This is a genomic window from Parabacteroides sp. CT06, assembly GCF_002257605.1.
GTDB lineage: Bacteria > Bacteroidota > Bacteroidia > Bacteroidales > Tannerellaceae > Parabacteroides > Parabacteroides distasonis.
In genome coordinates this window covers 4,709,799-4,724,488 of the sequence record NZ_CP022754.1, presented here as the reverse complement: position 1 = coordinate 4,724,488, position 14,690 = coordinate 4,709,799, and the positions used below count along the sequence as shown (strand labels likewise).

General features: G+C 46.3%; 7 protein-coding genes. 4 read left to right on the top strand and 3 right to left on the bottom strand.

From position 1 onward, the window contains the following. Positions 1–2: 2 nt before the first annotated feature. From CI960_RS20670 to CI960_RS20655, 4 genes are all read left to right on the top strand, one after another. Positions 3–2,090 carry an Mfa1 family fimbria major subunit gene (locus CI960_RS20670; protein ID WP_005860608.1) on the top strand — a complete coding sequence of 696 codons (2,088 nt, stop codon included), beginning with the start codon at positions 3–5 and terminating at the stop codon, positions 2,088–2,090. A 166-nt stretch (positions 2,091–2,256) separates the two neighbouring features. Further along, positions 2,257–3,384 (top strand): FimB/Mfa2 family fimbrial subunit, encoded by a 1,128-nt coding sequence (locus tag CI960_RS20665; protein ID WP_005860610.1) that lies wholly within the window; start codon positions 2,257–2,259, stop codon positions 3,382–3,384. 24 nt (positions 3,385–3,408) lie between these two features. Further along, the gene (locus CI960_RS20660; RefSeq protein ID WP_172986216.1) at positions 3,409–5,046 is read left to right on the top strand and encodes a FimB/Mfa2 family fimbrial subunit; all 1,638 of its coding nucleotides are present in this window, start codon (positions 3,409–3,411) and stop codon (positions 5,044–5,046) included. Between the two features lie 46 nt (positions 5,047–5,092). Beyond that, positions 5,093–11,122 carry a hypothetical protein gene (locus CI960_RS20655; protein WP_005860614.1) on the top strand — a complete coding sequence of 2,010 codons (6,030 nt, stop codon included), beginning with the start codon at positions 5,093–5,095 and terminating at the stop codon, positions 11,120–11,122. Positions 11,123–11,138: 16 nt separating this feature from the next. Here the strand turns inward: CI960_RS20655 and CI960_RS20650 are convergent, their stop codons facing one another. The 3 genes from CI960_RS20650 to CI960_RS20640 all read right to left on the bottom strand — a co-directional run bounded on the left by CI960_RS20650 (position 11,139) and on the right by CI960_RS20640 (position 14,671). Further along, positions 11,139–11,795: an ABC transporter ATP-binding protein gene (locus CI960_RS20650; protein ID WP_005860615.1), complete on the bottom strand. Its 657-nt coding sequence runs from the start codon at positions 11,793–11,795 to the stop codon at positions 11,139–11,141. Further along, entirely contained in the window at positions 11,792–12,508 is a 717-nt protein-coding gene (locus CI960_RS20645; protein ID WP_005860617.1) for a ThiF family adenylyltransferase, read from the bottom strand. The genes CI960_RS20650 and CI960_RS20645 overlap by 4 nt, the downstream gene beginning before the upstream one ends. 180 nt (positions 12,509–12,688) lie before the next feature. Next, positions 12,689–14,671 carry a glycoside hydrolase family 97 protein gene (locus CI960_RS20640; RefSeq protein ID WP_094582549.1) on the bottom strand — a complete coding sequence of 661 codons (1,983 nt, stop codon included), beginning with the start codon at positions 14,669–14,671 and terminating at the stop codon, positions 12,689–12,691. Between the last annotated feature and the right edge of the window lie 19 nt (positions 14,672–14,690).

The following is a 14,690-nucleotide window of genomic DNA, read 5'->3' as shown; positions in this document are numbered from 1 at the left end:
TTATGAAAAAGAAAAAATGGTACGTAGCGATGGCAACGGCACTTTTATTGGCGGCCGGTTGTTCCGATGATCTCGACAACGGAAAAAATAACACCGGGGCGGAAGAGGATGGCGAGAAGGTCTATATGACGGTGAACGTCTCTACGGTTTCGCAAGGAACGCTAACGAAAGCAGATCCTACTCCTTCTAATCCTAATTCGGGGGGAGCCGGTTGGGGCGAAGATGGTAATGGTTCTCTAGGTGAGCTTTCCGGCTCTAAGGAGGGTATGGTATATGATGTTAATATATTCTTGGTGCCAACAGATGAAGAGTCTTTGGGGGATGGCAATCAGCTAGAGTTACTAAATACTGACAATGGTAGTAGTATACAGATCGCAGGCCAAGGTTATTATTCGAATCTGGAAGGTATTGATGCGAGTTTAGGTGGAACTGAGCCTGGTCATGGTGACGGAAAGGTTACGATGAAAGTAACCATGAAGAATCCTCTGACACAAGATAAGAGCAATTATCAGGTATTTGCCGTTATTAATGCGGGAGGAAGGTTGACCGGTATTAGTACGTTGGCAGACTTGCGCGATAGAGTTGCCGCAAACGATAGGGCATTGTGGACTCCTGCTAGTAATATGGCGGAGTACCATCATTTTGTAATGTCTACACATAAGATGATAAGTGGTGCTATTCCTTCTAACGGCAGTTCTATCGTTGAACTTTCTGCTGCGAATATGGATGAGACAAATCCGGCTCAGACAACGGTGTTCGTAGAACGTTTAGCCGCTCGTATTGATTTGGCATACTCCTCGAATTTAGATCTGACTAATATACCGGGAACTTCTCCTGTAAAGAATAAGGGTACGTTCACGTTGAAGAGGTATAAGGTAGTGAATCAGTGGAAGGGCGAGAGTTATCTTTTTAAGCAAGTTTCTCCTACGGTACAGTATAACTATGGTGCTAATGCGGTATTGCCGGCAGATGGTACCAACGATCCTGTTCGATATTTAGGTGATGAGAAATGGATATGGAGGAATAATGACACTGGTGCCGGATCGTACAATTATGTGTTAGATCCGAAGATCCGGGAAAAGAAATTGCCGGAAGGGGAAAGTTCTTCTTGGGATCAATTTAAAGATTCATATGTTAATTATTTTAATCCGAGCAATTCAACTGATTTGAATAACTTGGATAAGATGGTGTCTATGCCTACTTCTGGATTAAGCTATACACAGGAAGTAAGTGGTGATAGTCGGACATATTACCCGGTTGTTTATACCAAGGAAAATACGTTGGATCTGAACTCGCAGGTACATGGCTATACTACTGGTGTAATCTTCGAGTCTGAATTTACTCCGAGTAACGACTTTAAGGTGAGTTCCTATGAAAATGGGGAGATCAAGTCTGTGAATTTGCCTAATGGTGATAAAACGTTTCTTTCCGCGGCTCATTATAATAGTAATGGTTCTGTGTCACGTCTTGTTTATAAAGATGTGAAGAGCGTTGCCGCCCGTGCGTTCAATTTGGAAAACGACAAGAAAAATTTATTGAAAGGCTTTATGGATGGTTGGGACGATATAACTGCGGATGTCAATGCTGTGAAGAAGGCGGTTCAAGATATGTCTTCTCAAAATGGATTAGAAAGCGCGTTTAAGGAATATTTGGATGGGATTTTGACTGGTAAAGCAACTCTTGATGAGGATCTTAAACAGAAATTGACTTATGCGGCTTTTAGGAGACAAGCTTCGCATCTTCCTTCTAATATTACCCCTGTATCTCAATTCAGCTCAGAGCAGATCGGCAATTTATACCAATACTATAATGTTTCCCTATACAAAAGCGGAAGAAGCTATCACAAGTTTTGGATCCGTCATAACGATAACGGAAACGATGGTCTGATGGGCGTGATGGAATTCTGTATCGTACGCAATAACGTGTACCAGTTGTATGTGAAAGGTATTCGTGGCTTGGGCGATCCGTTACCTTATACCCCGGGTAAGGATGATCCCGGTACGCCGGATGAGAGTGATGATGTCACTATCGACGTGACTATCTACGTGAAGGATTGGGTAAAACGTACGAACAAAGACATTATCCTATAACTTTACCCTTCGGGGGATTCTTACGATGGGCATTGTAAGCACTTTATGCTGCCCATCCAAGCAACCTTACGATGCCCATCATAAAAACCTTATAATGGGCATCATGGTTTACCTCCATCTCCGGTAGTACGGGCGGAGGATTACTGTGTATCTTAATAAAATGATTATGAACCGTTTATTTCATACCTGCAAACAGTTGATTGGCATAGCCGCCTTGTCCGTGGAGCTATACGCTTGCGATTGGATACACGACGACTCGCTGCCGCTTTGCGAGTTCCGCCTGTATTTCAAGTACGACTATAATATGAAATTCGCCGACGCTTTCCAGCATGAGGTAGACTTCGTTACGCTCTTCGTCTGCGACCAAGAAGGGAACTTCCTTTTCCAGCGGCGGATCGAGAAGAGCGAGCTGGACGAGCGGAACTCCATCGCCTTCGACATGGAGCCGGGTACCTATCAGGTAGTCACTTGGGCCGGGCTGGACAAGGGCAGTTACGCATGGAACGACCCTGCCGAGACGTCGCAGGCTGTCGAGAGGGCGCAAGGCGTCAAGGTACGTACCTTGCGTGAGGACGATACGACACAACCCAACGAACTGCACCCGCTTTGGCATAGCCTCGATACCTTCACCGTGACGCGCGACATGCCCGAGGCCGACACCATCTCACTCGCCAAGAATACCAACAAGCTGCGGGTCGTGCTGCAAAACGTGATGGGTGAGGACATGGACGTGAACAACTTCTCCTTCCGGATCGTGGCCGACAACGGGTATATGGATTACGACAATTCCCTGCTGCAAGATCCCACCATCCACTACCTGCCTTATTATACGGAGAACGTGGAGTTGGGAGCCGACCCGACCCCCGGCGCTACCGTAGGCGGGCAATACGTGGCCGTGGCCGAGATGAACACCATGCGCCTGATGGCGGGCCGTAACTACCGCCTCATCATCCGTCATCACGGATGGGAGAAGGATGTGCTGAACGTGAACCTCAACGATTACCTCCTTCTCACCAAGATGGAGGGGCACCGTATCTCCCCGCAGGAGTATCTGGACCGGCAGGACGAGTATTCTATCATCTTCTTCCTTACACCGAAGGTATGCCCCGATTGTCCGGATAAGCCTACGCCTCCGGATCCTTCGGGACCTGACAATCCTGATAATCCTGACAATCCTGATAACCCGGATAATCCCGATGGTCCCGATCCGGAAGACCCTACGATCGTGGGGTACGCCTGCTTCAAGATACAGGTGAAGGATTGGGTGATTCGTATCAACGATGGCATATTGTAAACAGAGATTTATTAAATATCGCTAATGATGAGACGCTATACCATATATAACCGATTGACGGCGGTCGCCGCTGGTCTTTGCCTCTGTTGGCTTTTTATGGCTTGTGGTGAAGACCGGGGGGGCGATCTCCCGGATGACGACCCGAACCATTGTGTTGTAACTATCACTTTGCGGACATCCCGTTCGGTACGCCCGCCGCAGACGAAGGCCGGAGGGATGATGACGAAGGCGGATGAAACTACTGAGACGGATTTCTGGGCAAAAGATGAAGAATACGAGCGAGACATCACGAACTGGCTGGTGGTGGCCTATGATGAGAATGCGGATTTTGCCGGATATATATCCGGCAAAGATGGAACATGGACTCCGGATATCAGTAATGAGGATTCTCGTACTACGGTGGAGATGAAACTACCCTTTGGCACATACCATTTTTATGCGTTCGCCAATTTACAATCGTTGGAAGACGGTACATCGTTGTATCAAAAAATTACCGAAGCCCATTCCTTGGCGGAACTGTCGGAGGTGAAGATATTGGACTCGGGAACGAGTATTGATACAAGGAATGAGGAGAAAAAAGGTAAATTCGGAGGCGAGGAAGCGTCTCGAAAGCGTATTCCTATGAGCAGCTACGCCCAAAAGCATACGGTATTGCCCGCTCCGGCAGAGAACAAATTCGAGATTCCCTTGATCCGCATGATCGGCAAGGTGCAAGTGGAGATAACCAATAACTTAGATAAATCCATAACCGTAAACCAATTGGACATCATGAACCTCCGCAAGGGAAGCCTGCCGATCTGGCTCTTGCCTTGGGGAAATGAGAATTATTTGGAGTTTAAGGATAACAAGGACTTGGAAGAGCCTTTGGCTCCATCTTTTCCGAAAGATGCGAATCCTCCTGTAGTAAGTCTAGAGGATCTTTATACTGAATCTATCAAACCCGGTGATAATGAAAAAGAAATACAAGCCAAACATGTGGACGGCGAGAACGGTAGTAAACGAGCTTATATTCGCTACATTCCTGAGACCAATGCGGCCGTCGGAGAGAACGGCGGTGGCATCCACCTCGGTGTAGAGATCGAAGGCCGCCCTCGTACGGAGCACCTCACGGGCTTCGACTTCGTACGCCGCAATGACCTGCTGGTCATCCCTGTCTTGATAACCAACATCACGACGAAATTGGAAGTAGCCGAGCAACGTCTCCCCATCGGGGTCTACCCGACCGCCTTGTTCTATGGCGAGAAGACGGGCGTGCAGATACTGACGCCTGTTGAGCATACCCTGCAAGCCGCCGGTGACTTGTCGATCCGTTTCGAGATATCTAGCATAGAAGGCGTGACAGGAGATTTCACGATCAAAGGTCTCCCGCAGGAGGGAACGGTTACGGAAACAGCGAAAATCAGTTCGATCCAAGTAAAAAGCGACGAGAAACGTCTCATTACGGCCGTAAACGGAGAGGATTGTGACAAGAAACAGCGTTTCTACCTTCCCGAGGCTTCGATCAAGGAAGGAAAGAAAGGTTCCTTCACGATCCGCACTCGGGAACTGGGTGGAAACGTGGATGCTACAGTCATCCTCACGCTCATTATGAACTATTATGTGGGTCAGGAGAAGCAAGAGATGCAAATCCCCTACACCATCAAGATCAGAAACTACAAATAACAACCATAATATAACAACAATAAACTAAAAAAGGAGGACCTGACGGATGAAACCATCAATCAACCTACGATATAAATCCTTGTTATTAACTTGCTTGTTAATTTTTTCCGCTGGTGTGGCTGTGCCGGCGTGGGGGCAGACGTACACGATCAATTATAAGAATGGTTCACCCCAAACCGGTATTACCGAACGTGTGGATACGGTGTATGTGGCAGATGGGGAAGAGAGGGAGTTGTTTATTCCTGAGTTGAGGAATAATGATGGTGTATCGGATCCATATTATAGATGGTATGTGCGTTGGTATCGAGAGGATGGGAATAAAAACATGCTGTCTATAGAGGGCAAGATCGCAGGGACAGATATTACTTTTGACGAGGATCATCCACCAGTATTAGGAGGTACGGTTCTTAGTGCTGCTACTTATCAAAAGACATTGAAATCAACCAGTGATGGCAAATCTCTTTTTGCATATGATTTTTTTTATAATCCAAGTGGAAGCAATGAGGAATTGCGGAAGTCTGCTAGTGCCACGGGAGCTTCTACTGTCAAATATAAGGTCAATACTGTAGAAAATGACGTAGTGGTTTGTGATGTGAGTCTGAATACAGACCTTGTGGGATCTGGAACAAATGAAATTATAGAACCGACACTCTCTATACGTTATAAGTTTGTTATTCGTCCAGCAAGTGTTATTGCTGGACAAATAAGAAGTTCTGGTGCGGATCAATCCAATGCATTTATAAAAGAGGATATATTTACGTCGCAGAGTAATGAAATTTTTAATGTACAACTAGGTTCGATCGCAAATAATTATGCGTGGTATGAGGGTGAAAATATAATAAAAGGAAAGACCTATGCGTACAAATATGTTTGTGGTAATAGTACTAAGACTGGTAAATTAAAACCATTAGAGCAAATAGTTGATTCTTTAAATATTACAGAACAATCTATATTGGAGGTTTGGGCTGTTGATGAAACAGGAGGAAAGAGGAGTCCTTTACTTTATAAATACACGTTGATACCGATCAGCGGCGCAGGATTTGTATTAGAGGATAATTTGAATACAATAACAGATCCAAAGCGGAAACCGGATGAACATCCAGATATTTATGAAATGATTGGTTATATAAATTTTGACCGGGGAGATTCAATTACACTTGAACAATTAAAGAATAATTATACTTTAAATATGGTTAAACCTCAATTTCCTATGGCAGATACTGATAAGGGAATGTGGTTGGAGCCAGATGTTACGGGCTATGCGCCATTGGATTATCATCGTACACGTGGACGTTTGACTCCATTGCAAAATCAATATGGATTATATCGTACTGCCAATTTATTAGAGGTTTCTGAAACAAGAGCAGAGAAGGCTACAACTATTGTTTCATATGAAAATTTTAGCTCAAAGAAAACTACGAATTTGCAGTATTACTGGTTTCCGACTTTAAGAGAGAATGCTCCTAATAATGATAGATCTAAAAGAAGTTCTGTTGCGCAAAGGACAATATATGACCGAACATATTATAATACAAATCACCAAAAATTGGGATTTTTCTATTATGTAGATGCTGCGAATCTGCCGGGACGTTTGGTGAAGATTAAATTAGACGGAATAGTTTGTAGTCATACGGGTATTTTGGTGAATTTTTGGGTAAATGATATGACTACAAGAGCGAATGAAACTTCTACAGGTTCGAAAGCCGGCAAACCTATTCCTCCTAATATTAATATAAATTTTATAGGTAGGAAAAATGGAGCCGATGTGATTCTTCATCGGTTTACTTCTGGAGATGCTTTGACAAATTATACAATGCGCGAAGCATATCAAGGGTATGAAACTAATGAATACATTGGTAAATGGCAGCAATTAATGTATTCATTTTCATTCTCTGAAAGATCTAATGACTTTGATGAATATTATTTGGAGGTGCAAAATAACGCCATCCATTCATATGGTGCGGACTACGCCATCGATGGTCTGCGTATTTATCGCTCCATACCGAAAATTGACGTAAAGCGAGTGGACGTGTGTTCCTCTGCCAGTCTAACCGTTGCCACGGATTACGAACTTCTACTCAAGAATATGGGTTGGAGCATTAATCCGGATGTATTGTCCGATCTGAATATGGGGGATGGAATAACGGAAGATTCAAAGCATATATGGAAATACCGCTATGGTTTGATGGGTGGAGATCCAACGAAAAGAAATGATAATCTTAATGAAACGATCGGAAACGTTTATATTGGAGCTACCGATAAAAAGGAAAATGGGGATATAACGAAGCCTGAAGATTGGATTACATTGAATACGGATTTGAAGGACTATAAGAATGAGAACTATAACAACCGAAGCAAGGTGTATCGTATTATCGTTCCGACTAAAGATGGGTTAAAGCATCAAGGATTTGAGGATCTGACAAATTATGAAACTGCGATGCGACGACAAATTGTCGTAAACCTGCGTATGATCAATGATTTCTTATATGATGTAGCTGAGCAAGGAGTTTGGGATGAAGACATAGACGCGCATGCCCAAAAAACAAATGGGGATCCGTTCCCGAAAGAAGAGTATATCGCATATTTGAAACAAAATTTGGGAGATCTTTGTGACAAATCAGGATCAGAGTGGAACTATAAGATTCCTGATCCGAAAGACATGGAGAGTCAGATAGATCAAATAATGGATGGATATGACAATAAATATGAAGAACTGATACGAGCCGTATGTTCCGTGATGGGTATTTCTCGTCCTCGTGTGCCTTGGTGGGATGAAGGAAATAGCAATACCATCCATTTGAGTGCCATTGATGTGGACAAGACTGAGTTGAGATATAAAGGTGAGAGACCTTACGGAAGCGGGACGAAGGTAGAGCCTGCCTCCGGTAAGTATGATGTGGTAATCTTTAGTGCGGCCGCGACAGTTACTAGCGATAAAGTCGTGGATTTCCCGAATGCCTATGCGGGAAGTAGTTTCCAAGATCCTTGCTTGCTGACTACCCCTTTCACCGTACTCCCTTCCTTCACGGTCGTAGCGAATACCAAAAGTGATTTGCCGGAGGGCATGATCGCTTGCGAGGGACGGATCAGTCAGATCGAGGAAGCGACCGTATGGGTTGAAGAGGTGGATGATGACCAAAATCTGACAGGGGAACTGAATAAGTTTGAAGAGATAGAAGCTTTCAAGAATTATTCATATACGTTCGATTGGTTCTTGGGCGACTCGCTGGAATTTGCGGCGTTCCATGAGAGGCATGGGGTATCATTAGAAGATATATTGAGGTCTTATAGAAATCAACTTCCTGATGAAAAGAATGCCTTGTCTTTCCAGGCAGAAGCTTTGATTGAGTATTGTAAAGACAAATATAAAGATAAGCCTGATTTAATTGAGGAATTGAAGACACTGCTCTTAGGTGATGTGGACACAGAGCCAAAATTAGTGATTGGCGGGAAGTTTGGATATGCGGAATTCCGTTGGGTAAAAAAAGTGGTAGCGATTCCTTATCTGCCAGAGAGTATTACTGAGAGTGATCGACGCAAATGGCTCTTTTGCGAAAGACCTCAGGAAAAAACATTGGAAGCCGCTCCCGCCCCGACACTGTTAGTCGGTTTTCCGGATGTGGAATACCCGGAAGAAATGGCTCATTATCCCAATGTGCCCCTGCGTATCGGCTTGCCGAATATCATAGAAGGAAGCATAAACGATATTCCTATTCAAGGAGAAGGCTTGACAATGGGTATGAAAAAATCTAACCAATTGGGTAAGCCTAACGGTAACGCTACGACTATATTCTTGCGGCAAGGGCAGACTTATATAGAGGTAGGTGATTTGACGGCTTTGTCTGCGAAAGCTGAAACTGAAACAGATAATGGCGGCGGGTTATTCTCGATGACCTTTAAGGAGGGTGCCTATGAAAAATTCGCCGAAGGCCAAATCTATTCACTTTATATTCCATTCGGTGAATATAAGGATGGAACTTTCGTAGAAGGCTCTTGCGAGGGATATGCGACCTTACTTATCAAGATCGTACCGGAATACTTGACTTGGACGGGTAAGAACATCGGTGAGGATGCTGAGGCATGGTATAATGATGCGAACTGGCAGCAATCCACGGAAGGGGATTTGTATATAGATCAAACGGGAGAAAGCAAAAAGGATGCCAACGGTAATGATCTTGTGACTGCCGCCTTCGCCCCGCTTCATTTCACCCGTATCACGATCCCGGGAGGGCAGACACTGGAATTGGAAGACTTGAAAGAGGATAAGAATTTACTGCAAGGAATTGATACGACATCTAAAACAAAGGCTACCCAATATATCCAATACGATATGGCGGTAAATAAGAATGATAAAGGACTTATCGTAGCTCCGTACTATATAAATAAGGTAAAGGCTATCTATTTCAAACCCGAGGCGCAGTTACGCCGTCAGCAATTCCTGACGTACGACACTGCCCATGTGGAATTCGAGATGACACCTGATGCGAAATATTGGATGGCATCGCCCCTGCAAAGCGTATTCGCCGGCGATATGTACACCGTGAAGAACACGGGCCGTCAGAACACCTATGCTTTCGCCGATATCACCTACAGCACGGCTGACAACGACCGCCAAGCCCCAGCCTTCTACCAGAAAGCTTGGGACAAGGCGATCACGATGTACGTGCCGAAGAGCGAAGCAGATCAAATAGTTTCTTTTCCGGAGAATGGTTTGGATACAACTCATTACGAGGTAGTCCAATCCAACTGGAGCCGTGAATATAACGATGTGAATGTGCCCTACGCTTTAGGAAAGGGATTCTATGCCAGCGTAGAAAAGAAGAATGCGACCGGCTTAGGTGAGAAAGTATTGGTACGCCTGCCGAAAGCGGATGACTCCTACAAATATGAACCGTGGAAACCGGATACGAAAAGCGCTACATTGAGAGCCGCCATGACCAAAGCCCCGACTTTAGCAAATCGGATCAATGCTGGTAAACTGGCAGATAACAAGTCGATCAAGGTGGTATTGACAGATGTGAATGGAACGGAAGATTGGTGGAATACGGATAATGGAACCGTCCGTGTTATTGCTGATGGTGACGGCAAGCACTTCCTGTTGGGTAATCCTTATATGTATCCGTTGGATATCGTTCGTTTCTTGAAAGAGAATGAGGCTATCTTAGAGCAAAAATATTGGACATTGGATGTAAAGGAGGGGCTTGTTGTCGGTACACCTGATGTGGCATGGGAAGGTGGAAATGTTACTGATGCTACATCCGGAGCCGTTATCGCCTCCATGCAAGCCTTCTTCGTAGAGCTGAAAGATGCGGCTCAAACGAAAGCGGAAGGTACGGCAACCGGTACCGATCTGAAGGTGGTTCATTTCGATCCCTCCATGATGCAAGGAGAGTCGGAGAAGGTCTCTTCTTCCTTACGTACCGCTACGGCCAAAAACCCGGTATTGAGGCTGACAGCAGAGCGGGATGCATATCGTAGCACGGCCTTGTTGATGCGGCAGGATGATGCCGCGAATAGCTATGAGGCAGATAAGGATGCCGTAATCTTGCTGGATACGGAACTGGAGGAGATCCCGCAGGTGTACACTATCGCCGGGACTCGTGCCGTGGGTGTGAACGTAGTACGACGGATCGACCAAGTGCCCCTTGGCGTATATGCCGGCGAGGGTAAGGGGGAGGTTACACTGACGATAGAGGGTATCGGCGATTGGGCGGAGACGCTTTACCTGTACGATGCCGTGACCCGTAAAAGTACGGAGTTGTCGGACAATACGTATACCTTGCGTTTGGACGGCAGCAGCCATGGACGTTACTTCCTAAGTGCGGGCTCGCCTACCGGTAATGAGGGGGTGGACAACGTAGAATCTATCTCTGTCTATTCCGCCGTATCGGGTAGGATAGTGGCCAGTGCTAGCGAGGCGTTGAAGCGGATACAGGTGTTTACGCCGATGGGTCGTTTGGTACGTACCTTATATCCCGCCCGTCCGACTTATACGTTCGATCTCCCGGCAGGCATCTACATTATCCGCACGGAGATCGCCTACGACCAAAAGACGGTGAAACTACGGGTATTGTAAATAAACCCCCTTGTTGTTAGTTCGTTTCTACCACTCCATCCTTGATATGAATCACCCGATCCGTGTTTGTAGCCAGCTGTTCGTCATGCGTCACGATGACGAACGTCTGGTTCATCTGGTCTCTTAACTCGAAAAAGAGGGCGTGCAATTCTTCCTTGTTCTTGGTATCGAGGCTTCCCGAAGGTTCGTCGGCGAGGATAACCGCCGGGTTATTGATAAGCGCACGGGCTACCGCTACCCGTTGCTTTTCTCCACCGGATAGCTCGGCGGGCTTGTGTGCCATACGATCGGAGAGTTTCAGGAAGTCCAGCATCTCTTTCGCTCGCTTCTCGGCCACGGCCGATTTCTCCTTGGCGATCAGTGCCGGGATCATCACGTTCTCCAAGGCCGTGAACTCCGGCAGTAATTGATGGAACTGGAAGACGAAGCCGATATTCCGGTTGCGGAAAGCCGCCAATTCCTTATCGCCCAATCGTCTTGTCTCCGTGCCATTGATAACCAGTCGCCCGCTATCCGGTGCGTCGAGCGTGCCGATGATTTGCAACAAGGTTGTCTTACCCGCCCCGCTGGGGCCTACGATAGCGACAACCTCGCCCTTGTTTATCGTGAGGTCGATGCCTTTCAATACTTGTAAGGCACCGAAACTTTTCGTTATTCCTTCGGTTTGTATCATATCAAGTTTCTTAGGACGTGCGAGGCAAGGAAACAACCGAACGTTGCCGGCATATAAGAGACCGTTCCCGTGGTCGTACGTTTACATGTTTCGTTTTCAACTTCGATCACGGCGTCCGGATCGGCGAACTCGGTGGAAAATACGACGGGAATCCCCTTGCTTACGCCTAGAGGACGCAACCGTTTCCGCACCGCTTTCGCGAGGGCGCAATTGATTGTCTTGGAGATATCCGCTATCCGTACCAAGGATGGGTCTACCTTAGCGCCCGCCCCCATGGAGGACACGATGGGGATCTTATGGATATATGCTTGGTACATCAGGTATACCTTGGGACTTAGGGAATCGATGGCATCTACCACGAAATCGAGAGGGGCCGATAAGAGTACCTCCTCCGTCCGTTCGTCTCGCAGGAATTCATTCAGGACGGTTAGTTGCAACTGGGGATTGATATCAAGCAAACGCTTGGCCACGACCTCGGCTTTCGGCATCCCTAGGGTGGAATGAAGGGCGGGCAATTGGCGGTTGATATTACTCTCGTTTACCGTATCGGCGTCTATGATCGTCATCTTTCCTACTCCGGCCCGACAAATCTGCTCGGCGGCATAAGCTCCCACACCTCCTAGGCCAACTACCAATACATGGCTACGGGATAAGCGCTCCATATGCTCCGCTCCGAACAAAAGTTCCGTCCGTGTATTCCAATTGTAACTCATTTATCTATTTTTGAGCACAAAAGTAATCAATTGTTCCGGTTCCTCCAATACTTGCTTTTATCCGAAAGCTTTGTGTCTTGTTACTGCACGGGCGTTGCAGCGTTACTGTATGGGCGTTGCAGTATTACTGCATCAGCCTTGCAGTACCACCGCAACCCAGGTTGCAGTGGATGAGTTACGTCAGATGGGTTGAATATGAAAGACTGATCCTCCGTCGGAGGCCAGCGGAAGGGTGATTTTATCCCTGTAGGTGATCTCCTCAACCTCTTTTACGAGTTTGTTCGAGTCTATATTCGTATCTTCAGCATCTTTATAGATCGTTATCTTATATTTCTTGTCCTTATCCAAGAACTTGAGGTCTACATCGATACTGCGTGCTTGGCTGTTATTGATCGTACCGACAAACCAATCCTCTCCCTTTTTGCGGGCGATCGTTACGTATTCATTGACGGAAGCGTTCGGAACGACTGTTTGGTCCCAAGTCGTAGGCACGGCTTTCAGGAACTCGAATCCCGGTTGTCCCTCGTAAGCCTCCGGCGTATCGCAAATCATGCCGAGATAGCTCTCTAATACCACGTACATCGCTAACATATGGCAGCGGGTACTCATTACGTAAGGGTTACGCTCTTGATTCTTGAACTTATCTCTCGGCAAAGAGCGGAAACCTCCTAAATGATAATCAGTCGCTCCCGCTAACAAACGGGTAAAAGGCATATGGATGTCATGATCCGCATCGGTATCCTTATCCCATTTGCAATGCTCGTAATTAAGCGTACCCTCGCGGGTGAACTCGTTGGGATAGGTACGGTTTAATCCAGACGGCTTGCAAGCTCCGTGGAATTGCACGAATAGATGATGCTTGGCCGCCTTCGCCAAGAACTCTTCTTGGATGCGGATCATCTCCTGATCGTCTCGATCCATGAAATCGATCATCATGCCGGCGATTCCCCATTTCTCGAATTGGGCGAAAGCCTCGTCTATCTTCGCGTACAGAGGTTTCCAGTTGGTCCATAAATGGATACGTACGCCTTGGCTCTTGGCGTAATCGCAAATCTCCTGCATATTGAGGCTCGGAACGACTTTCAAGATGTCCGCTTTCGGACCCGGAGAACCGAATCCGGCTCCATCCTCGTCATACCAAGCTTGCTCGGCGTTCCCGTAGATCGAGTGATAATCCAATCCGTTACGGGCTACGAAATCAATGTAATATTTATTCGTGGGGAAATTGTTTCCGCCAAGGAAAGTCGTATCTGGAACGACATTCCCGTTCCACCACGTAAAAGTAGTCTTACCCGGCTTAATCCAAGACGTATCCTCTATCTTACAAGGCTCATTGAGATTCGTAAGGATATTGGACGCTATCAAGGAACCGATTTGATCGCTGATCATCAAGACCCGCCAAGGAGATTGATGGGGTAGGGATGCCTCTACCTTGATACGTTCTTGTCCCAGTTTAGGTGATAGTTTCCCGAGAAGAGCCCCGTTTTCTTTCCATAGGTACATACCGGCGTAATCACGAACCGCCGCCTCGGTAATCGCCATATAAACATGGTTCGGGAAAGAGAACAGGGCGGGCATATCCATCAATCGTTTATTATCCATGTCGGCATAATCCGTGACCGTATATTTACCTTCGTGGGAACTTTGGTAGTTGGGGAGGAATAAAGTGGTTACGTTCGGGTTACTTTGTAGGTTGAAGGTGGTTCCCTCGTCATACATGATATACGAATCCCATCCTTTTTGCTTCGGAAACTCATAGCGGAAGGCGATACCGTCATCGAAAGCCCTTACGACCAGATTAATCTTGCGGAAAGGTTGAACGGTTTCCTCTAGCGGGATGATTACCTCTTTGGAAAGGCTATGTATATGTTTCGCCTTACCGACGATCAATTCGTAGGTCTCTTCCTTCGTGCTGAACACGGGTTTGTTGATCTTTACATTTTCCCCGAACGCCCCATTATCGAAAGTCAGCGTCAATGGGGAGTCTTGGATCAAGGTCTGCTTATTAAATGTTACGCTGTATACCGGGCTATTCTTATCCAAAGCCAAGGAAAACTTGATCTTTCCGTTTGGAGAAGCCAACCGCACGCTTTTATTCGCATATAAAGAGTGAGCGCAAAGTATAAAAAATGCCAGAACGAGGTAGATTGATTCTTTTTTCATGGATGATAATTTTATAGGC